The 21396-nt window shown below is 56.3% G+C and carries 19 protein-coding genes, 1 tRNA gene and 1 pseudogene; 11 read left to right on the forward strand and 10 right to left on the reverse strand.

Going from position 1 to position 21396, the window contains the following annotated elements:
* Nucleotides 1–4 precede the first annotated feature (4 nt).
* From DHN10_RS15850 to DHN10_RS15860, 3 genes are read right to left on the reverse strand one after another with little or no spacing between them, the layout of a single operon-like run.
* Nucleotides 5–3310 carry an error-prone DNA polymerase gene (locus DHN10_RS15850; RefSeq protein ID WP_108816313.1) on the reverse strand — a complete coding sequence of 1102 codons (3306 nt, stop codon included), beginning with the start codon at nucleotides 3308–3310 and terminating at the stop codon, nucleotides 5–7.
* Nucleotides 3310–4776 (reverse strand): Y-family DNA polymerase, encoded by a 1467-nt coding sequence (locus tag DHN10_RS15855; RefSeq protein ID WP_199910695.1) that lies wholly within the window; start codon nucleotides 4774–4776, stop codon nucleotides 3310–3312. Before DHN10_RS15855 ends, DHN10_RS15850 begins: the two co-directional genes overlap by 1 nt.
* A complete protein-coding gene (locus DHN10_RS15860) occupies nucleotides 4745–5407 on the reverse strand; it encodes an ImuA family protein (RefSeq protein WP_234417155.1) in 663 nt (220 codons plus the stop codon). Before DHN10_RS15860 ends, DHN10_RS15855 begins: the two co-directional genes overlap by 32 nt.
* A gap of 188 nt (nucleotides 5408–5595) precedes the next feature.
* Between DHN10_RS15860 and DHN10_RS15865 the strand changes: the two genes are divergently transcribed.
* Nucleotides 5596–5685 (forward strand) — tRNA-Ser (locus DHN10_RS15865).
* Between the two features lie 387 nt (nucleotides 5686–6072).
* Here the strand turns inward: DHN10_RS15865 and DHN10_RS15870 are convergent.
* From DHN10_RS15870 to DHN10_RS15890, 5 genes are read right to left on the reverse strand one after another with little or no spacing between them, the layout of a single operon-like run.
* Nucleotides 6073–7605: a glutamate synthase-related protein gene (locus DHN10_RS15870; RefSeq protein WP_108816316.1), complete on the reverse strand. Its 1533-nt coding sequence runs from the start codon at nucleotides 7603–7605 to the stop codon at nucleotides 6073–6075.
* 49 nt (nucleotides 7606–7654) lie between these two features.
* Nucleotides 7655–8125 carry a hypothetical protein gene (locus DHN10_RS15875; protein WP_108816317.1) on the reverse strand — a complete coding sequence of 157 codons (471 nt, stop codon included), beginning with the start codon at nucleotides 8123–8125 and terminating at the stop codon, nucleotides 7655–7657.
* 48 nt (nucleotides 8126–8173) lie between these two features.
* A complete protein-coding gene (locus tag DHN10_RS15880) occupies nucleotides 8174–8707 on the reverse strand; it encodes a luciferase domain-containing protein (RefSeq protein ID WP_108816318.1) in 534 nt (177 codons plus the stop codon).
* 43 nt (nucleotides 8708–8750) lie between these two features.
* Complete coding sequence (locus DHN10_RS15885) at nucleotides 8751–9245, reverse strand: nuclear transport factor 2 family protein (RefSeq protein WP_234417156.1); 495 nt, start codon at nucleotides 9243–9245, stop codon at nucleotides 8751–8753.
* A 27-nt stretch (nucleotides 9246–9272) separates the two neighbouring features.
* Entirely contained in the window at nucleotides 9273–9752 is a 480-nt protein-coding gene (locus DHN10_RS15890) for an ester cyclase (RefSeq protein WP_108816319.1), read from the reverse strand.
* Between the two features lie 149 nt (nucleotides 9753–9901).
* On the opposite strand from DHN10_RS15890, the gene DHN10_RS15895 reads away from it, so the two are divergent.
* Nucleotides 9902–10765: a LysR family transcriptional regulator gene (locus DHN10_RS15895; RefSeq protein ID WP_234417157.1), complete on the forward strand. Its 864-nt coding sequence runs from the start codon at nucleotides 9902–9904 to the stop codon at nucleotides 10763–10765.
* Between the two features lie 42 nt (nucleotides 10766–10807).
* On the opposite strand, the gene DHN10_RS15900 is transcribed toward DHN10_RS15895, so the two are convergent.
* Nucleotides 10808–11164 (reverse strand): hypothetical protein, encoded by a 357-nt coding sequence (locus DHN10_RS15900; RefSeq protein WP_108816321.1) that lies wholly within the window; start codon nucleotides 11162–11164, stop codon nucleotides 10808–10810.
* Nucleotides 11165–11244: 80 nt separating this feature from the next.
* Between DHN10_RS15900 and DHN10_RS15905 the strand changes: the two genes are divergently transcribed.
* The 9 genes from DHN10_RS15905 to DHN10_RS15945 all read left to right on the forward strand — a co-directional run bounded on the left by DHN10_RS15905 (nucleotide 11245) and on the right by DHN10_RS15945 (nucleotide 20688).
* Nucleotides 11245–12456, forward strand: a complete 1212-nt coding sequence (locus DHN10_RS15905; protein WP_108816322.1) for an ROK family transcriptional regulator — start codon at nucleotides 11245–11247, stop codon at nucleotides 12454–12456.
* Nucleotides 12453–13712, forward strand: a complete 1260-nt coding sequence (locus tag DHN10_RS15910; RefSeq protein ID WP_108816323.1) for a M20 family metallopeptidase — start codon at nucleotides 12453–12455, stop codon at nucleotides 13710–13712. Before DHN10_RS15905 ends, DHN10_RS15910 begins: the two co-directional genes overlap by 4 nt.
* A 23-nt stretch (nucleotides 13713–13735) precedes the next feature.
* The gene (locus DHN10_RS15915; protein ID WP_108816324.1) at nucleotides 13736–14788 is read left to right on the forward strand and encodes a substrate-binding domain-containing protein; all 1053 of its coding nucleotides are present in this window, start codon (nucleotides 13736–13738) and stop codon (nucleotides 14786–14788) included.
* 95 nt (nucleotides 14789–14883) lie between these two features.
* Nucleotides 14884–15834: an ABC transporter permease gene (locus DHN10_RS15920; protein WP_108816325.1), complete on the forward strand. Its 951-nt coding sequence runs from the start codon at nucleotides 14884–14886 to the stop codon at nucleotides 15832–15834.
* Between the two features lie 12 nt (nucleotides 15835–15846).
* Nucleotides 15847–17046 (forward strand): YhfX family PLP-dependent enzyme, encoded by a 1200-nt coding sequence (locus DHN10_RS15925; RefSeq protein WP_108816326.1) that lies wholly within the window; start codon nucleotides 15847–15849, stop codon nucleotides 17044–17046.
* Between the two features lie 4 nt (nucleotides 17047–17050).
* On the forward strand, nucleotides 17051–17788 hold the full coding sequence (locus tag DHN10_RS15930) for an ATP-binding cassette domain-containing protein (RefSeq protein ID WP_108816327.1): 738 nt from the start codon (nucleotides 17051–17053) through the stop codon (nucleotides 17786–17788).
* Between the two features lie 33 nt (nucleotides 17789–17821).
* Entirely contained in the window at nucleotides 17822–18610 is a 789-nt protein-coding gene (gene nagB, locus DHN10_RS15935; protein WP_108816328.1) for a glucosamine-6-phosphate deaminase, read from the forward strand.
* A gap of 844 nt (nucleotides 18611–19454) precedes the next feature.
* Nucleotides 19455–19910 (forward strand): Hint domain-containing protein, encoded by a 456-nt coding sequence (locus tag DHN10_RS15940; RefSeq protein WP_267895722.1) that lies wholly within the window; start codon nucleotides 19455–19457, stop codon nucleotides 19908–19910.
* A 253-nt stretch (nucleotides 19911–20163) separates the two neighbouring features.
* Entirely contained in the window at nucleotides 20164–20688 is a 525-nt protein-coding gene (locus DHN10_RS15945; RefSeq protein ID WP_108816330.1) for a GNAT family N-acetyltransferase, read from the forward strand.
* Nucleotides 20689–20936: 248 nt separating this feature from the next.
* Here DHN10_RS15945 and DHN10_RS15950 read toward each other — a convergent pair.
* A pseudogene (locus DHN10_RS15950) lies at nucleotides 20937–21396 on the reverse strand (hypothetical protein); the annotation flags it as partial.

The raw sequence follows: 21396 nt of genomic DNA on the forward strand, positions 1-21396 counted from the left end.
GGTATTAGTGAAAATCGCGCGACTTAGGGATAACCCTGACGTCACGCGGATGTCGCCCGCGCGGATCATGGGGGATCGATTTCTTGACCTCATCGGCATGGGCCAAGGGCGGCTCCATCTGATCATGTGACAAGCGTTCGAGCGCATCACTGCGATCTGTCAGATGGTTGGCCACAACATGAATGACATCTTCACTGCGCTGTACCACCCCTTTGACGTCAATCACCCGCGCGCGCATGATGACCTTGCGAAATGCCTCCATCACTTTGGGCCAGACGACCAGATTTGCGACGCCCGTTTCATCCTCCAGCGTGATGAAACACACACCCTTGGCGCTGCCGGGGCGCTGGCGGATCAGGACGATCCCAGCGAGTTTCACAGATTGCCCATTGCGCATCTGATCCAGCATGCGGGTTGGTGTGTACCCCTGCTTGTCCATGCTGCGGCGCAAGAAGGACATCGGGTGCGCCTTCAATGACAGGCGTGTGGTCTGGTAATCGGCCACCACATGTTCGCAAATCGGCATTTGGGGCAGGTCAAAGCGGACCTCTTCCCCCTCATCCTTCTTCTCGACGAAAAGCGGCAGGTCAGGCGCGTCCCGTATCGCGCGGGCGTCCCACAACGCCTGCCTGCGATCCAATGTCATTGAGCGCACGGCATCGGCTGCAGCCAGTTTGCGTATGGTGCCTGCATCAAGCCGCGCACGTTTCTTGAGGTCGGCCAAATTGGCAAATGGCTGCGCCCGTGCATCCATAACCCGCTGTGCCATGTCCTGACGCACACCGTCCACCTGACGCAGGCCAAGGCGTACAGCAAACTCGCCCGGTGCGATCGGCTCTAGTGTGTTGTCCCAATCGCTGTAGTTCACGTCCGCGCCGCGCACGATCTTGCCGTGCTCACGGGCATCACGGACGATCTGGGCGGGGGCATAAAACCCCATCGGTTGCGAATTGAGCAAGGCCGCACAGAACACATCCGGGTAGTGGCACTTGATCCAGCTTGAGACATAAACCAGATGCGCAAAACTTGCCGCATGGCTTTCAGGGAACCCGTAATCACCAAAGCCCTTGATCTGGTTGAAACAGCGGCTGGCGAATTCCGGGTCATAGCCGCGCCGGATCATGCGGCCGACCATCTTTTCCTCTAATTCGCCGATGGTGCCGCGTGACCTGAAGGTGGCCATTGCCTTGCGAAGCTGGTTGGCTTCATCGGGGGAAAACTCTGCCGCCACCATTGCGACTTTCATCGCTTGTTCCTGAAAGATCGGCACGCCCTTAGTGCGTTTCAGCACGTTTCTCAATTCATCTGGGTCGTATTGCGGGCCCGGTGAGGGGTATTCTTCGGGCTCTTTTCCGCTGCGCCTTCGCAGATAGGGATGCACCATATCGCCCTGAATGGGCCCCGGTCGCACGATGGCAACCTGAATGACCAGATCGTAGAATTCGCGCGGTTTCAGCCGGGGCAGCATGTTCATCTGCGCACGGCTTTCGACCTGAAACACTCCAAGGCTGTCACCTTTGCACAGCATATCATAGGTGACCGGGTCTTCTTGCGGGACCGTGGCAAGGGTGAACCGCTTGCCATAATGCGCATCGATCAGATCAAAGGCCTTGCGGATGCAGGTAAGCATCCCCAGCGCCAGCACATCGACCTTGAGGATGCGCAACTCATCAATATCGTCCTTATCCCATTCGATGAACGTCCGGTCCGGCATCGCCCCGTTGCCAATGGGGACCGTCTTGGTCAGCGCCTTTTCGGTCAGGATAAAACCGCCCACATGCTGGCCCAGATGGCGGGGCATCCCGATCATCTTGTCGGCCAGTTTTATGGTGCGGGCCATCAGCGGGTCTTTGAGATCGATCCCCGCCTCTGCCGCTTCCTTTGCACCCACTTCGCGGCCCCAAGACCCCCAGATCGTTTTGGCCAATGCGGTGGTGATATCCTCGGACAAGCCCATGACCTTGCCGACCTCGCGCACCGCCATGCGGGGGCGGTAGTGGATCACAGTGGCGCAAAGGGCCGCCCGGTCACGCCCGTATTTATCGTAGATATGCTGGATTACCTCTTCGCGCCGCTCATGTTCGAAATCGACGTCGATATCGGGAGGTTCCTTGCGCTCTTCGCTGATGAACCGTTCAAACAGCAAATCGTTCTTGTCGGGGTCCACCGCCGTCACGCCCAGCACATAGCACACGGCCGAATTTGCCGCTGACCCCCTGCCCTGACACAGGATTGGCGGGGCACATTCGTAGCGGGCATGATTCACGATCTGTTGGATTGTCAGGAAGTACTGCGCAATCTCTAGCTTTGCGATCAGAGCCAGTTCCTTGCGCAGGGTCGCCTTGAGTGTTTCAGGCACCCCGTTCGGATAGCGCCATTTGGCCCCTTTCCACGCCAGCTCTTCAAGATACTCCTGCGGGGTGCGCCCCTCTGGCACGGTTTCCTGTGGATATTCATAGGCCAATTCCCGCAGGTCGAAATTGCAGGCATCCGCGACCGCGCGCGTTGCACGGATTGCATGCGGCCACTCGGCAAAGAGCCGGACCATCTGCGCAGGTGATTTCAGGTGCCGCTCGGCATTGGCATCCAGCAGGAACCCTGCCTTGTGAATGGTGGTCTTGTGCAGAATGCAGGTCATCACGTCCTGCAAGGGCCGTTGTTCAGGTGCGTGATAATGCACATCGTTGGTCGCCAGAATGGACATGCCGCTGGCCTTGGCCAGCGCATCCAACTGGTTGATCCGCGCCCTGTCGTCGCCGCGATAAAGATAACTGGTGGCAATATGTTTCAGCGTCGGCAACGCGCGTTTGAGACGGCTGAACCCAGCGCTGAAATGCGCCAGATCGGCACCCGGTAGCGCAATCAACTGCACCCCTGCACTGTGCTGTGCGAGATCATCCAAGGTGATGTCACACTGACCTTTGGCCTGCCATGCGCCATCAACGCCCTGCATCTTGCCTTTGGACAGCAGCGTGCAAAGCCGCCCATAGGCCGCCCGATCACGCGGGTATGCAAGGAATTCTTCGCCCGTCACCAATTGCAATCGGCACCCAATGACTGGTGTAATTTGCGCCTTGCGCGCCTCTGCATGCAGGCGCACGACCCCGGCCATCGTATTAAGATCAGCGCAGCCTAATTTGTCATATTCCAGCGCATTGGCCGTCGTCGCAAGATCGACGGCGTCCGACGCCCCATGCAGGAAGGAAAAGCAGGTCGTCACCCCCAGTTCTACGAAATCTGCGCGTGGGTTTCGAAGAAACCCATCATCCTCAATCGTGCGCCTTGGCCGTTGGTTGTCCATCTCAGGCATTACGCAAACATCCCATGCACAAACCAGCGCGGATCACCCCCGCGCCCGTCCTCATGCAGGCCTTCGCGGTAAAGCCAGAGCCGCAGCCCCGCCTGATCCTCAACCTTGAAATAGTCACGCAGCCGGGTGCCGGGGCGGTCTTTCCACCATTCAGGTGCAATGCGTTCCGGCCCGGCATAACGCACCACGCGGTGGGTCTGTCTGCGCCAGATAAACTGTGCCGGGGGGCCTTCGGGCACGGCATATAGCACGCGCACCTCTTCGGGGTGATCCAGCAGGCGAAGCGGGCGTTCCTTGGTCAGAACTGCCGCATCATCACCAACATCAGCAAGAGCGGCAACCAATGCCTCGGCCCGTTCGGGCACATGGCTTTGACGCAGCACAGGGCGGGTGACAGCGCGTGGGCCAAATTTCGCACTCAACCGATCAATCAACCGGGTCAGGTGCAGATCATCATCTGCTCCGCCATCCAAACGGGACTGCTTGTCCTGCATTTCTTCAATCGCACCTGCAGCAAGGGTGATCAGATCAAAACCAAAACCGGGGTTGATCCGCTCGACCTTATCGCGAAACAGGCTGTGCAGGTGGGTCGGATCACGGGTCGGGGCAGAGGTCGCCACATCCACATGGCTGACATCCCCATCAGTTTTGAAAACCGTCAGATGCAGGCGGCGGCAGCCCAACCCCGCATGTTTCAGCTGCGCGCAAAGGTCCTCGCAAAGCTCTGGCAAATGGGGAGTGGGATCAAAAATAGGTTCGGCCAAGCGAGCATGCGCGCGGATCACCGGCTTGGCATCCACGCTGGATACAGGTTCGGCCAGTTTACCCAAGGCCTGATCAAGCCGCATCAGCGGGTTCGCCGCAAGCCCCGCTTTGACAAAGCGGCGGGTCAGCGACAGACGCGGGACATCCATCACCGCACCAATGGTTTTCAACCCTAGCCTGCGCAGTAGAAGCAACGTTTTCGACTCTAGCCGCAGCCCGCTGACCGGCAAAGGGCCCAGCTTGAAATAGGCCTCATCCGGCCCACAGATCGACCGCACAGGACCAAAGCGAGCCAAAGCCCAAGCCGCACCCCAAGTAGGTGCCACCGCCAGCCTGGCTGTCAGGCCCAGCAATGACAGCTGCGTCTCCATCTCAACCAGCATCGCGGCCTCACCGCCCCAAAGATGGTCCGCCCCGGTGGTATCCAGGATCAGCCCATCATCGCCGTCGCGTGCGCTCCAGGGGCACCAACGGCGCGCCCAAAGAACGAGCCGCTCAAGGGCGGCATGGTCCCCCGCTACATCCGCGAATTCCACCTGCAATTCCGGGCAAATCGCGCGCATATCCACGACCCGCGATCCGGGGTGAATGCCATCCATACGCGCCGCGCGATTGGCGGCGTGAATGACCGGCCCATGATGGCCCTCGCGCGCCAGAACCACAGGCACATCATCCGGCGGCGCGTTGCCCTGCCGTTCCATCACCCGCATCCATCGCTCGATCGCGAGTTGGGGCAGCGAGATGGAGACGATCCGCCGCCCTGTCATAGGTGGCCACCCATGTGCCGGGCTTGACCCGGCGCGAACGGAACAGATCGAGCCACCAGCGGGGCGCACCCGGTGCTTGCCGATCGTGCGGATGAGGGGCAGAAGGCAACGAAGCAATGCGCCAGCGGTCGCGGGCCGCACTCAGATCGGGGCTGGCGGCGCGGCGGATCAGCCAACATGGCACATCCGCCGCCTCTGCGCGCAAGGCCAGCCGCTTGGTTGCGGTGAAATCCAAGGCGGGCGGATCGCCCCAAACCTCGCCTATCACGGCCCCCAGAGTACGGCAGCGTAACCCGTCCTCCATCGCCCAAAGCACATCGGCCGCGCGCGAAAGATCGACCATGATGATCGGGCGCTCGCCGCTGATACCCGCCAGCGCAGGACGCCCCGCCTCTTTGCGGGACAAACGATCCTGCACCCAAAGGATCGGAGCATGGCTGCGGGGCAGACGCGACAACGCAAAGCCCAATGCACTGGGATCTGCAGGGGTGTTTGGAAACACCTCTGACAGAGTGCAGCGCATCGGGGCAAGACCTGCACCCTGCCCTGCCAACGATTTGTGCATACGAAGGGCACCCATACACCTGACACCGAATCCATTTTAATGTTCACTCTTTGTTCTACTGCATATTTTGAATTTTCACAATGTTGGCCATATGGAAGCAACGGCAGGCACATGCATCCGCGAACAAAGCCAGAGACAAGGCAGTTTCTACTTGTGATCATAAGAAAATACCTGCTAGACGCGTCAACGGAGACGTGGCCGAGTGGTCGAAGGCGCTCCCCTGCTAAGGGAGTAGGCCCGGAAGGGTCTCGAGGGTTCGAATCCCTTCGTCTCCGCCATAAAACCCAAATATATCGCTGATTTTATTCGAAAATTATCATCATCTGGGGCGGCGTGCCTACTTTCATGCCCACTTTAACTTGAGGTAGCAAAGGTCATCGGTGATTTTTGCGGGCCTGTTGGCTGACACGCAGGCCGCTGTTCTACCGCTGGCGCCCTACCTCGACACATGCTGCTTATTATGCTGACGAACGGCATCCATTCTAAAAAAAATGGCGGAAAGCAGTCTTTCGCTGCGGTTGCAAAGTCGCATGGGCGATCAAGTGATCTCGACCGTTTATTTAGGGGGCGAAACCACGAATGCAGTGACCAATCTCGGGGCGGTCGCCAAGTTCAAGTGGCATCTGCGAGGCGATATTCTGAGTCGCCTCGAATGATGAATGAGGCTAGCAGTTCACGCCGCCAAATTGCACACCACTCAGGTCAGCCATTTCTTTTTTCCATGTGGTGATGTCGCGGAGGGCGAAGTCTGACAGGCAGTTGTGGCCACATGCCCGCGCCAAGACCTGCATCAGTTCAACCGATGCGCCGAAATAGCGGGCAAGTTTTTGGGCCCCTAACTGAACGTCCAACCGCGCGCGCAGTTCCGGCTTTTGGGTTGCGACGCCAACAGGGCAGTTGTTGGAGTTACACATGCGCGCCGCAATACATCCGACTGCTTGCATGGCGGAATTTGACACCGCAATGGCATCCGCACCAAGTGCCATCGCTTTGGCAAAATCCTCGGCGACGCGCAGGCCGCCTGTAATGACCAAAGTCACGTCGCGCCCAATTTTTGCATCCAGATGCGCGCGCGCACGGGCCAAGGCGGGGATTGTGGGCACAGAGATATGATCGCGGAAGATCAAAGGTGCCGCTCCCGTGCCGCCGCCGCGGCCATCCAGAATGATGTAGTCGGCGCTGGCCTCAAGCGCGAAGTCGATGTCGTCTTCGATGTGGTTTGCCGACAGTTTGAACCCGATGGGAATGCCGCCAGATCGTTCTCGGACCTCATCAGCAATGCGTTTGAAATCGGCTGGTGTTTCAAGGTCTGGGAATGTTGACGGGGAAATCGCGGATTGACCAGGTTCCAAGCCACGTACCTTGGCAATCTTGCCCTGAACCTTGTCGCCCGGAAGATGCCCGCCCGTGCCCGTTTTGGCCCCTTGGCCACCTTTGAAGTGAAAGGCTTGGACGCGGGCGACCAGATCAAGGTCCCACCCGAAACGCGCTGATGCCAATTCGTAGAAATAGCGCGAATTTTCTGCCTGTTCCTCGGGCAACATGCCGCCCTCGCCAGAACAAATCCCAGTGCCTGCCATCTGCGCACCACGTGAGAGCGCGGTCTTCGCCTCTTCGGACAATGCACCATAGCTCATGTCTGACACAAACAGCGGGATATCCAGTTGCAAGGGCTTGGCGGCACGCGGGCCGATGGTGACAGATGTCGCGACGGGCATGTCATCAAGTAAAGGCTTGCGCGCCATTTGCGCCGGCAAAATTTGAATGTCATCCCAGTGCGGCAAGTCTTTGCGCGGCACACCCATCGCCCCCATTTCGCCGTGGTGGCTCAGTTTGGACAGCCCGTCTTTGGCCAGCGCATGAATGCGGGCGACCGTTGGTTCTTCTGGCGTTGGGGTCGCGGTTGGAACGTCAGACTTTGGTTTCGGAGATGGATCCCCCGCCTTCAGGTCACCGAGTGTCGCGTGCGTGCCATCACAGAATGGTCCGTTCGCTGTTGCCTTACATTGACACAACGCCGCGCTTCCTGTGCTGTCTGCGGTAAACTTTTGCGGCGTCACCTCCGTGCCTGCATGGGACCCGTCACAGAACGGCTGGCTCTTGGACAACCCGCACCGACACCAAAAGTAGTCCTTGCCCTTTTCCAGATCGACGGATGTGGGGCTTTTGGCGGCGATGATCGGTACGGATCGGGTCATGTTATTGTCCTTATAAATTGGCTTGGTCCAATGCTAAGTGCTGTCGTGGTCAAGAGCGCTTAGGTTCCTCTAGCCGGAAAAACAGGTCTCGAAATCTGGGCATAAGCAGCAGCCCAAAGAAGATCACATCTAGAACAGTCTGGACGACCGGGGCAGTATACGGGTTTCCGCCGCCGTTGAATTGTTCAAAGGCGATAGGTTCACCGATCAGAATAAGGTTCGTCAGGGCGCCAATGTGATCAACGATGGATAGGGTGAAGTAGACAATCGTGAGCGTCCAAACCGTGAATCCCCGCCATTTCCAAACTGCGATGGCGAGTGGGATGGCAAAGATTGCGGTCACGACGTCAAGGATTGCGGGGTACATCCAACCAGCCGGATCAATGCCGTTTGCGACACTTGTAATAAGCGGAATCGCGATAAGGCGGATCAATTGGGCGAGGATCCAGACAATGAGACCAAAAAGGAAGATCTTACCGGAACGGCCAAGGTTGGCGGTGTTTTGCGATGCTTCTTGCATATCGTGCCTCGTTTTTTGGTGAATAGATTTCGAACCATGCAGGGCAAATTACGGCACGGGTCGTCCGGTCACGTAGGTGTAGGACGCGCGCACCAATTGCATCACAACGTCCAATTCTTCTTGCGTCGTGGGCGTATAGATCATCACAAAACCGCCCCAACCGGGCCTTTGGTCGGCCCATGGGTGCGGCGTAGCCCAACCGGCGTTCACTGCAGCGCGGGCCAATTCCGGTTCCAGAGTTGCGTGCAAACTGCCGTCGGGGTGAACATGTGCAAATTCCCGACCGCCAACGATGGCATCGGGATTGGCAAGACTGATATCCCTGTCCAATTGGAAGCCTACCGCCCCCGGCAAGGAAACGCGCGTTGCGCCGAGAGTGACGCCAGGCAGCTTTTCAACATGCTCCAACATCATGGCGGTGAGCTCTGGAACGGCCTCAACATCCAACTGGACATGTGGGACGCTGTTGGTGGTTTCAGGGCGCGGGCCATCGCGGGCGGGGAGGGGCGCGTCTTGGGCCCAGCCAGACGCGACCCCTGTGAAAAGGGCCGCTACGGCCAAAAGGGTGGTTCGTTTTAACATTTTGGTTTCCCTTGAGTTTTGGCCGCAGCGGTTTTTGGGGCGGTTAGTTGGCGTGGTAAGCTTGGCTGACGGCGAAACTGTCTTCGAACCAGTTCCAAAGCACAACTTGTCCGTCACGCACTTTGGCACGCAGGGCAAAAGTGAAGTCACCGATTTCTTGGCCCGACTTTGTCGTGATCCCGTTCATGTCACCAAAGATCGCCACCGTGTCGCCAAAGGCGAGGACATCGGTGTTTTCCCATTTGGTGGTTTGAAAGTTCTCGCTGAACACACCTAGGAAGGTAAAAATCTCATCCTTGCCATTCCAAGGTCCTATCCATGGAAGGGTCGGATCGCCTGCATTCAGCCAAACCATGTCGTCTGCCATCAGATCGGCCATCGCACCCATGTCACCGCTTCCCATCGCGCCCATAAGGGCCATGACGGTGTCGAGACTTGCCTGACTTTGGTCATCGTTTGACTGCGCCGTTGCGGCTGAGCCGAGTGTCACGCCTGTTGCGGCCGCGGCGGAGGCTTTCATTGCTTGTCGTCTGTTCATTTTCAGAACTCCTGTTGGGGTGGGTTTTTAGCGGCCGGTCAGTTGCTGCAATGCGCCTGCCCAGTCTTCGACGTGGTAGGAGCGCACGATTTTGCCGTCTGCAATTTCGTGAATGTCGATCGTCATGATATCAAAGCTGCGCCCTTCACCATCTACACCGAAAAACGGCGCAACGGGTGTGCCAGTGGCGCGGCTGCGAACAGTGACGAAATCACCGCTGTCGTGCATGTCCTGGACGGTCCAGTTCAGATCAGGCAAAAGCTGTGCAAAGCCGCCAACCTGACCCAAGAACGCGTCGCGGTTTTTGTTTTCACCGGAATAGTCGCCAACGCTTGCCCATGTGTCTGCGGTCGCTTCCACAAATGCGGCCGTGTGTGTTTCCGAACCTGGGTTGCTGAGAAGGTCGTAGAAGGCCTGAACGGTTTCGGCGTTGTCGGCGATCGCTGAGGACGCGAATGAGGAGGCAGCGATTGTTACAGCCGCTAGGACTGCGTGTGGTTTTTTCATGTTAAGACTTCCTTTTGAACGATGTGGGCGCCGCTGCGTTTGCGGCGCTCTGTTCAAAGAGGATGGACATATTTTGATTAAATCATAAGGTAGGGTTATCAAATTTAACTGTTCGGATTTTTTGCATAATGATCGATCGCCTCAGACAAATGGCAATCTTTGCCAAGGCGATTGACCATGGGTCTTTTCGAGGTGCAGCACGCGAGTTGCATTTGTCGCCGTCCGTTGTCAGCCACCATGTCTCGCAATTGGAGGAACACCTTGGCGTCGCGTTGATCTATCGCTCGACCAGAAAATTGACGCTCACAAACGACGGTCAAAGGCTGCTCACGGCGACCCGAAATATGTTGGATGCCGTAGAAGGCGAACTGCAGGATCTTTCGGCAACCGCTGGCGAACCGAGCGGAGAGCTGCGTGTCACGCTGCCATCCGTACTGTCACTGTCGCACATTACAGATCAAATTGCGGAGTTCTCGCTGGCATACCCGCGTATCACATTGACTGTTGATTTCTCTGACACGCGGCGGGCGCTGATTGACGATGGATTTGATCTGGCCATTCGCATGGGTCCAAAATCAAAAAACTCTGCGACGTCACGTACTTTGTTTGAGGTACGACGGGTTTTGGTCGCGTCCAAGGATTTTCTCGCGACGAGGACTGGCGGGAATGATCCTTCGGCGCTTTCTAATTGGGAATGGTTGGCGCTTGCACCCGTTCAGAACATTCCTTTGAGTTTCAGACACAAGGACGGGGAGACGATGAAGATCAAGCCAGCCCCGCATATGTTCACAAACGACGCACAAGCATTGCACCGCCTAGCACAGGCCGGAGCAGGGCTGGCCATAGTCCCCGAATTCCTTGTCGCACCCGACATCGAAAGCGGGGCGATGGATTACGTGTTGCCCAGCTGGGAGCTTCGACCAATCAGTGTCTATGCCGAATGGCCCGCCAACGCGCCAAAGCATGGGCTAATTCATCTCGCTTTGCGAGCCTTGGGCCAGGAAAAGCCTTAACTTCGTCCATTTGGAACAACGAAGGTAGCTCTTCCAAAGGCGTCATTGGAGCAAGCGCATCAATTTGGCGCTGTTTCCCGCGATGTGTGAGTTCGATGAAGCTAGGAGTTCGCGCTCGCAGTGAATGACCGCTAAGCGGGTTGCGATTGCAGCAAGGCCAAAGATGAATGAATGTCTCCTTTGGGCCGTCCACGATGGTGCCCCTGGTCTCCCACAATGCAGATGCTGCGCCGCATCCGAGGTCGGCAGAGAGCCCATTTCGACCGATGCTGCATCCAGAAGGAATGACTGGTTTTTCAGATCCACGCGGGTGTCAGTGGAGCCAGCAAACAGCTGAACTAGACAGCCCTGTTCCAGAGAATTCTCCCAATTTGTTTCCCAAAAGGGCGTGATTTTCATCCTCCTTGGCACCCACAAACTACCCTCTTGACAGAATCGCTTATTTATTCGTTCATAGACCGAACTAAAGGGGTGGCACGGTGATCGGATCGAAAAACTTATCGCGGCAGTTTTCGCGCAGCGCAGTTGTTCAAGCGATAGCGTCGACAGGGCCGATTTCGAGGGCCAGCCTCGCAAAGCAAGTTGGTCTGTCCAAACAAACGATTTCGGAAATTGTATCTGACCTTGAGAATGACGGGTGGATTACTGAATCTGGCCGGACCGCTGGTCACGTCGGGCGATCAGCAACGACCTATGAATTGGTGCCGAGCGCCGCTTTTGTGTGCGCAGTTGATCTCGGCGGCACAAAGGTTCGCGCTGCCATTATTGATCTGGCTTGCACCGTAGTGGCCGAATTGACCGAACCGACAGACGCGCGTGGCGGTGTCGACGTCGCCCAACAAATCGGGCGGCTGTGCAGGAAGACCGCCGCGACCGCCGATGTGGATTGGTCAAAGGTCATGTTTGCGACAGTCGGGGTCCCCGGCGTTCCAGATCAAGTGTCGGGGTCCGTCCGGATGGCCCCGAATATCGATAAAATTGACGCTATGGATTTCGCAGGTGCTTTGGAAAAAGAAATCGGCTGCGGTGTTCAGGTTGAAAACGACGTGAATCTCGCGGCCATTGGTGAACAGTGGAGCGGTTGTGCCTCCGAGGTGGACAACATGGCTTTTGTATCGCTCGGCACGGGTATCGGCGCAGGGATCATCGTGGGGGGGCAGATCATCCGTGGCGCTTTAGGCGCGGCGGGCGAGCTTGGCTTTCTCCCTTTCGGTGCAGACCCTTTTGAGCCAGGTTCGCTCAAGACAGGTGCGCTTGAACGCCAAGCTGGTTCGTTTGGCATGATCAACCGATATGCAGACCTTGCGGGCAAGAATGTTGAGGTGAAGGACCTGTTCGACCTTGCGCAGGCCGGAGATGAACACGCCGACAGCGTGCTAGAAGAGACGGCCCGTCTGGTTGCCCGGTTGGTTGCAACCATCGGTGCGGTTGTCGATCCGTCAATGGTTGTGCTTGGCGGATCAATTGGACAACGCCGAGAACTGCAAAAACGTATCGAGATCGCGCTAGCGGCCTGTTTTCCGAACCCGATTGACATCAAGCGCTCGGAACTTGGCGATCATGCGGCCCTCGTCGGGAGTGCAGCGGTTGGTTTGGCGCATCTACACCACAAAATTTTTGCCGCTGGCCTGAACAACGTCGACATCGACCTTCCGCAGCTCTCCGCGCCAGCGTGGAAGGGTGTTGCATGACCCTAGATACGACCACTGCCAGCCGACTTGATGCAGCACTTGACGAGAAGAAGGCCCTTGCACTGCTAAAGGGTGCTGTTGCACGCAACAGCATCACTGGAAACGAGGCGAAATTCGTCCAGTTCCTCGATGGCGAGATGCGCGCGCGCGAAATGGCCCCAGATACTGAAGATTTCCTTGCTGGCCGACCCAATATCTGGGGCACACGGTCCGGAACAGGTGGCGGCAAGCGGCTCCAGTTTATTGGCCATACCGACACCGTTCACGTGGACGGATGGAGCGAGCATTGGACCGGCACCGTACGCGAAGATCCATTCGGCGGTGCAGAGGTCGACGGCGCGATTTGGGGGCGCGGCGTGACCGATCTTAAGGGCGGGATTTGCGCGGCCATTGCGGCACTCGATCTGCTTGACGGTGCGGAAATTCGACTGCGTGGCGATGTTGCCTTTGCCTTTATAGGTGACGAAGAAAGTGGCGAAGAAGGCAGCGGCATCAGCGCCGGTGTTGCCCATTGGACGGAGATGGTTCAGGACGGTAAAATCCCGCGCCCCGACTTTGCAGTCTACGTCGAGCCGACCAGCCTATCAGTTTATACCGCCCAGATCGGTTTTTTTATCGCGGATGTGAAAATCACCGGAAAGTCGGCCTATTTTGGACGGCCTGATCTAGGGGTCGACGCGTTGAAGGCGACACATTCTATTTTGGCTTCGGTTTGGAAACATGCCGAGGCGCGTCAGTGGTTAGATCCGCACCCGCTGACCGGGCAATCATCTGTGCTCGTGACCGGGTTGAGCGGCGGAGGATACATTGCCGTTCCCGGCGAATGCAAATTTTCGGTCATTGGGTCGTTGAGGCCCGGCGACACCCTTGAGTCTGCGACCGCTGGGTTCGAGTCCGCCGTCCGTGATGCACCTACTGATGACGGTATCAAGATCGAGATCACCTACCCCGCCGGACGCGACAACCCCTTTGGTGGAACGCCAGCAGAAATACCCCAAGACCGGGCGGAAGTTGCACAGCTTATGGACGCCGTTTCGAGCGTCAGCCCTGATCGCGGTAAGATCGGGGGCGCACCATTCTGGTCCGAAAGCTCATTCCTGATTAACAAGCTGAATGTTCCGACTGTTTACTGCGCACCTGGCGATATTGCCTGCTGCCACACATCGCAAGAGCATCTCAACATCGAAGAGTATTTTTCCGCCATCCGCGCCTTTGCGCGGTTCATGGTGGCCTTTTGCGGATCATCAACCACCTAAAATTAACTAAGGGAGAGAAGACCATGAATTTCTACCAAAGCCTGAAAATAGGTACTGCCGCGCTCGCACTTTCTGCTACTGCTGCGTTTGCACAAACAACCGGGCCGCAAGGCGAAACTGCAACGCCATCGTCCCAAGTCACTGTATCGGATGAGCTTTCCGCAAGCCTGCAAGACAAGGGCCTAACAGCGGCACTGCTTTGGCATGACCAATCTGATTTTGTGAATGCTGTAACCGCTGGTGCAACCGACGAGTTTGCGCGCCTTGGGATCGAAGTTGTCATTACAACATCTGCGGCTTTTGACGCCGCCAAGCAACGCAGCGATATCGAAACGGCACTGGTTCGATCACCCGACATTATCCTGTCATTGCCGCTTGATCCGGTGACGTCTGCCGCAGCATTTCAGGACGCACGTGACGAAGACGTCGCACTCGTATTCCTGTCGAACCTTCCCGAAGGGTTTGTGCATCAGACCGACTATGCTGCAATCGTGACAGATGATTTGTTTGAGATGGGCAAACAAGCGGCGGACGCCCTTGCCGCATCCATCGGTGAAGAAGGCACCGTTGGCTGGATTTTCCACGACGCCAATTACTACGTGACCAACCAGCGCGACAACGCGTTCAAGACCACGATCGAAAACGATTATCCGAACATTGAAATCGTTGCCGAAGCTGGCATTAGCGATCCGGCACGCGCCGAAGAAATTGCCAATGCGATGCTGCTGCGCAATCCCGATCTGTCAGGTGTCTACGTCACTTGGGCAGGCCCGGCTGAGGGTGTTCTTGCGGCACTGCGCTCGAACGGCAACACCGATACCAAGCTGGTGACCCTTGATCTGAGCGAGCCAATTGCTTTGGACATGGTCAGCGGTGGAAATGTTGTGGCGCTGGTCGCAGATGAAGCCTACGAGCTTGGCCGCGCCATGGCAGCCGCCGGTGCACGCCAATATGCAGGCGAGGAAACCCCACCGTTTGTGGTTGCGCCAGCTGTGACCGTCACAGCCGACAACGTGTCCGAGGGTTGGATGCAGTCCTTGAACATTGAGGCCCCTGCGAGCCTCACAGGCAACTAAAACCCCAAGTCGACGGGGCGCAAGCTTCGTCGACTTTAGCCGATACTGCCTCATGGGCAGCTTCCATTGATTCCCTGCGAAATCGGAGTGCTGAGATGTCGCCAACCGCAATATTCCGCAAATACGAATTGCAAAACTACGTCGTTTACCTCGGCTTTATCGCGATTTTTCTGTTTTTTGCGGTCACACTTCACGATGCGGGTTTTACGTCGACCCGCAATTTGACCAACATTCTGCTACAAACCGCACCTGCCACGATCTTGGCTATCGGTTTGGTTTTTGCGCTTTCGGCGGGCGAGATTGACCTGTCTTTCGGGTCTGCCGTCGCCGTATCTGCGCTGTCTGCTGCTGTAGTCATGCAGGTCTTGCCAATGCCACTTGCTATTCTTGCAGGTCTGGGCGCCGGATTAGCAGTGGGCGCGTTCAACGGTCTGCTGGTGGCTTGGCTACGATTACCATCATTCCTCGTGACGCTTGCCACATTAGGCCTTTTTGCTGGCGTGGCGCGTACAATGACTAATTTGCGCTCGATCCCTGTCACCAACGATTTCTTCACCGGCGTTTTCGGATCAGGCAAACTGTTCGGTGTTCCATCACTGGTGTGGTGGACGGTTATCGGCGTGGTGATTGGACATCTTGTCTATCGCCACACCCGCTTTGGGGCGCATGTTTTGGCGACGGGTGACAACGCTCGCGCAGCGCAGGTCTCTGGCATCAAGGTACCGCGTGTTCGGTTCATGGTGCTGACAATCTGCGGCGGCTGTGCCGGACTCGCAGGGCTCCTTTATGCCGGACGACTTCAATCCGCCACCTATACCCTTGGCGAAAGCGACCTGATGATCGTGATTGCCGCCGTTATCGTCGGTGGCACCGCTTTGAATGGCGGCAAAGGGTCAATCATCGGTGCGCTGATCGGATCGCTCCTTATGGGGATGCTGAACAACGGCCTGATCCTGATGGGTCTCCAAGTCTCCGACCAAATGATCGTTCGCGGTCTTATCATTCTTGTCGCAGTCGCCGCATCGCTGCGCGATACAACTCGCTAAAGGGGAAACGGTATGTTTCTTGATCTTCTCACCCGCCGTAACCCGGACCTGATCGAAGCAGCCATCGCTTTGCATCAGGAAGGCAAGTTGCCGGCTAACTGCTATGTTCTCGATCTTGATACGGTCGAAGAGAACGCGCGGATATTCACCGACACGGCAACCTCACTGGGTCTCAAGACATTTGCGATGACCAAACAAGTCGGTCGTCACTCTGGTTTTTGCGAGGCCGTGATGCGAGGTGGGATTGACCGCTGTGTCGCCGTGGATATTGCCTGTGCTGTTGCCTGCCATCGCGCTGGACTGAAAGTCGGTCACTTGGGCCATCTTGTGCAGATTCCGTGTGGCGAAGCCGACCTTGCAGCCGGATACCTGCAACCCGATTACTGGACGGTGTTCAGTGACGACAAAGCAGATGAAGCCGCGCGCGCAGCACATAAGGCGGGTCGCGATCAGGCTCTGCTGGCGCGCATCCAAACAGAGGGCGATACATTTTACCGAGGCCATGAAGGCGGCTTTGACGCGGAAACAATCGTTGATGTTGCTGATCGGATGGATGCCCGCGATGGTGCGCATTTTGGCGGCATCACAACATTCCCGGCACTGTTGTTCGATCAAGAGACACGCAAGGTAAAGCCCACCCCGAACCTTGCGACCCTGAATAAGGCGGCCGAAGCTTTGGCCAAGGCCGGACGCAACGGTATTGAAATCAACGCACCGGGAACAACATCTTCTGCCGTCCTTCCTGCATTGGCAGACGCAGGTGCAACCCAATGCGAACCCGGGAACGGGTTGCACGGAACCACGCCCCTTCATGCAGTCGAGGACCTGCCCGAGCGTCCAGCGGTCCTGTATCTGTCAGAAGTATCGCATACGCACGCAGACAAGGCGTTCTGCTTTGGGGGTGGTCTTTATATTGATCCAGTGTTCCCGGAGTATGACGTGCAGGCGATTGTCGGCACGGACCCGAACGACAAATCGACCCGTTCCATGGAAATCCCCCAACGTCAGTCGATTGACTATTACGGCATGATTGATGCGTCAGGGCCGACAGGTCCCAAGACCGGCGATAGCGTTGTCTTCGGGTTTCGGGGGCAGGCCTTCGTGACCCGCGCCCATATTGCGGGAATTTCGGGAATTGCGAGCGGCAACCCCACCGTCACGACAATCGAGAACATATTCGGCCAGCGCGAAGCTTGGCCAGACCTGAGGTGATCTCATGACACAGCCAATTCTATCCCTAACGGATATTCACAAAGCGTTCGGTGGTGTTGTTGCAATCGACAACTTCTCACTCGACTTGCATCCGGGTGAGATCGTGGCCTTGGTCGGCGACAATGGCGCGGGCAAATCCACGCTGATTAAAATCGTATCTGGTGTGCATAAACCCACCACGGGCTCAATCCGCCTTGATGGCGAAGAGACCAGTTTCTCAGACGCATCAGGAGCGCGCGAAGCAGGGATCGAGGTTGTCTACCAGGACCTTGCCCTTGCCGATCAACAGCCCGTTTACATGAATATGTTTCTGGGTCGAGAGCTGACCAAAGGGCCACTGGGCCTCTTGGACAAACGTAAGATGATGAACGATACACAAGAATTGGTGGATGAGCTTGATGTGCGCATTCCGTCGGCCAGTGCGACGATCCGCGACCTCTCAGGCGGGCAACGTCAAGGCATTGCTATTGCTCGAGCGACTCATTGGGCGAGCAAACTCATCCTCCTTGATGAACCCACAGCAGCACTTGGCGTCGCAGAAACAGCACGCGTGGAAGAATTGGTGCTGTCCCTCAGAGAACGCAATATCGCAATCTTGATCGTCAGCCACAGCCTTGATCAGGTCTTCCGCCTGTCCAACCGCATCTGCGTTCTACGACGTGGTCAACAGATTGGCGTTCGGGACACGGCAACGACGGACAAAAACGAAATCATCGCAATGATCACCGGTTTGCAGACCTGATCTATTCTTCATTACGGAAATTCAAGGTGACCTATGGAAGTGATCATTAGGCCAAACATCGATCACGCGGTCGATCTTGTCGTCAAGCTCATCGTGTCTCGGATCAAGGAAAAACCAGACACGACACTAGGGCTTGCGACGGGGCGCACCATGGAGCGGGTCTATGCGCGGCTCATCGCTAGCGGTGTGTCTTTTGCGCAATGCCAAACGTTCAATCTGGATGAGTACATCGGTCTGCGACATGCCGATCCGAATTCCTACCGAAGCTACATGAAAGCACACCTGTTCGATCACGTGGAAATAAATCTCGCGAACACCCACGTCCCAGACGGGAGCGCAGCAGATCTGAAAAAAGCTGCGCGAGACTATGAGTCTTTGATTGCAGATGCAGGTGGGATTGACCTGCAACTCCTCGGGATTGGTTATGCCGGACACATTGGCTTCAACGAACCGCTCTCATCATTCAAGTCCCGCACCCGGGACAAAGCCCTGACCCCAACAACGCGCGCCCAAAATGCTGAAATGTTCGGTGGTGACGCTGACAATGTGCCAAAAAGGGCGCTAACGATGGGCGTGGGCACAATCTTGGACGCCAGTGAGCTTGTCTTGCTCGCCACCGGCGCGGCCAAGGCCGCAATCGTCGCTAAAGCTGTTGAGGGCCCTATAACATCAATGGTCAGCGCATCCGCGATACAGATGCACCCAAATTGTAAGGTCGTGACGGATGAGGCCGCAGCAACTGAACTGCAAGGTCGCGAGTATTACGATTTTGTGTTTGAGAATGAGCCCGAATGGAAAGGTTTTAGGTGCGCTGAGAATTGAGAGCGCCAAGCTAATCGGCTTTTGCCGAGACAGGACGCACTTCACGATCAATCCTGAAAGCGGCCATTGGCGCAACCGCAGCGAAAGCACAAAAAGTCTCGCAGACTGTTAATTCGAGTGGGCCAGGACTTTGCGCTTGTAGCTAACGTCCGGTTTGGCGGGCCGCACCGCAGCATCTTGATCCATTGACCAACGGCAGGAATGGGCCGATATTGCTCCAAGGAGAAGTACGCCGTTTCGGTGAACATGTTGCGATAGATCTAATGGCGGCTCCGAGCCCTGACCGTCGCTGTCGTCCTTCCAACACAGGCTCTATCTCTCGAGGGTAGCGTCAGGTTGCCGACCTTCAGAAAAGCCTTTTAACTTTCGGGCTTTGTCGCTGATTTGGCGACTTTGGATGCTCTGGCGGACGATTGTTGAGCCGTAGGCGCAACTTCCTTCAGTCACCTGTCCAAAAGGCCAGCCGTCAGTGTCTAAGACAAGACATCATTCAAGTGTTTACAGGCGCTTGTGAGCGGTAATGGTTATTAACCAGTTAACGAGTGGTAGCGGCGTTTTGCAGGTGTATTTTTGTAATGCGCCGCTGCAGTTAAGTGAGGTAGTGTGTGCAGTTAGTACAAGGTGTAATAATAAACCGTGTTGTTGGTTCCGATAGGGCGGACCAAGTCTGAAGATCGCAGATTGTTGGTCACAGAAGCTTCGTTTCTCAAGTTTCTGTTTTGTTATGAGTTGATGGATGTAAATGTTTATTTCGAGAACTTCCAAGCCTTCTTGGCTGCAGGACAGGCAAGTCTCGCGTGATTCAGCCTTAGTGAGCGGGCCCGAGCAAACGAACGCGACCAACATGTCATGGTCACTACCAGGTTTTGGCACGGGGGCGTTTGTGACTACCGAATTTGGCGGTGTTCCAGTTGAAGCATTGCGCCTCCATGATAGGGTTAAGACCCGCGATGGACGCTTTCTTGTTGTAAAACACGTTGACACAATTCGCCTTGATCGCCGTTTCCTTTTATCCCACCCCGATGCGCAGCCCATCGAAATTCCCAAAGACACTTTTGCGCTTAATGTTCCAAATCAAACTTTCCTCATGTCGGGCCAGCAGAGGTTTTTCTTGCCTGGCCACTGTGATCAGACGTCTGACACAATGGCGATCGATTTTGTTGGAATTGGCAAAATGCAGCGTAAACTCCACGGATATTTTACGTACCACGTATTTCATTGTGGTGAGCGTTGTAAGGTGAGCATTGATGGTCTTTGGGTCGATCTGGATCCGGCAAATTTGAATCGCCCGGTGGACTGAATCGTCACTCATTTTAGTCTTCAAGAATATGGATCCAACCCTGAAATAAGGGTGACAATCTGCCGTTTGTTTTCGCAGTCTGGTTGAATGGCAGCATTGGGCCGGTTTCGATGCCACCTCATCCAACACAGGGCTGCTGAGTCCGGGCCAAGCACGGCGGTGCTGCGTCCATTCCAAACATATATTGTAACCTCACTAAAAGCTGCCTTTGTTGCCATTGCGAAACCAAGGTGCGACAGTTCTTGGTAAATACATGGAGGCCGTTCTTATGATCTCAGATGTTTCGTTTGTCTCTGAAGTGCCTGATTTGACGGCTTTCGAAGGGTTGTTACTCGACTATTACAGCGTCGTCCTTAGGGCATTTGAGGCCGGCGGTGGACCGGTTCTGGCGCCCGACGATTTGGTGCGCAGTTCAATCGAACATCTTGATGAGATGCTGCCGCCCGACGGGCGTCTGGCATTGGCTCGGGGTCATGCCGGGCAACTTCTGGGTTGCGGCGCAATGCGCCGGATCAGGAAAGACGCCGTCGAGATGAAGCGAATGTTCGTAAGACCTGAAGTGCAAGGCCTGGGTCTTGGCAGACGTTTGTTTGAGATGCGTGTAGAGGAAGCCAAAAACATGGGCTGTCGGGCAATTTACGTAGATACAGCAAAGGGCAATCGGTCAATGCTTTCCATGTACGAAAAACATGGTTTCCAATACATCCCGCGCTACCCTGAAAATGGGAATCCTCCCGAGTTCGAACCCTATTTGGTGTTTATGAAATACGATTTGTGATCATTTATTGAGTGCTTCCAGTCTCCGATCTTACAGGCTGAACTATGTGCTACCGGCGCACACAGATGTCTAGGTATTCCGGCACTGCTGCCTTCTGGCACTCTCCGACGCTGCAGCCATGATCAACGTCCGCTTCAAGGAAGCTGCGGTGCGGCGCCGACACGTGCGACGAAGGTCCGGAATGGGCCGAACAAACTTTCCGAAACCATCAGATGGCGAAGACTGAGCAGGTACTATGCTTTGCGGTATCAGGGGATCAGTGACAGCCGCCTGTCGGCCAATCGGATATGCGCTTGAACACCCCAGTCGAAAGGTAGAAAATCCTGTTCAATTCCATCAGCAAAGATGACACCGCCCTCATTGATCCGAGATATCAGTGCTACTTCGTCATCCAACCCAATCTCACCTGCCGCAATGTCACAACCCGACGTCTTACTGGGCCAAGGTTCGCGCGCAAAAAAGGCGGCGCGGTTTTCTTCGGGCGCGATGTCATAACTTCGGTGCGTCGCGGTCATGATGGACTTTGCCCACCCGGTCAGTCCAGTGCCGGTKGCAATGATCATGCCGGATGACGACTGAAACTCTTCGGCACCCCCGGCCTGCACGACATAGCGCGCCGATTGGTGCGACCGGTGCCCGATGAAAAGCTCGTTCAGCGCCAAAAGCGAAAGCCCTTCGCCCGCCACAGCTTCGATCATGGTGCGCGAC

This window comes from Loktanella sp. Alg231-35, assembly GCF_900143545.1.
In the GTDB taxonomy this organism is placed as follows: Bacteria; Pseudomonadota; Alphaproteobacteria; order Rhodobacterales; family Rhodobacteraceae; genus Yoonia.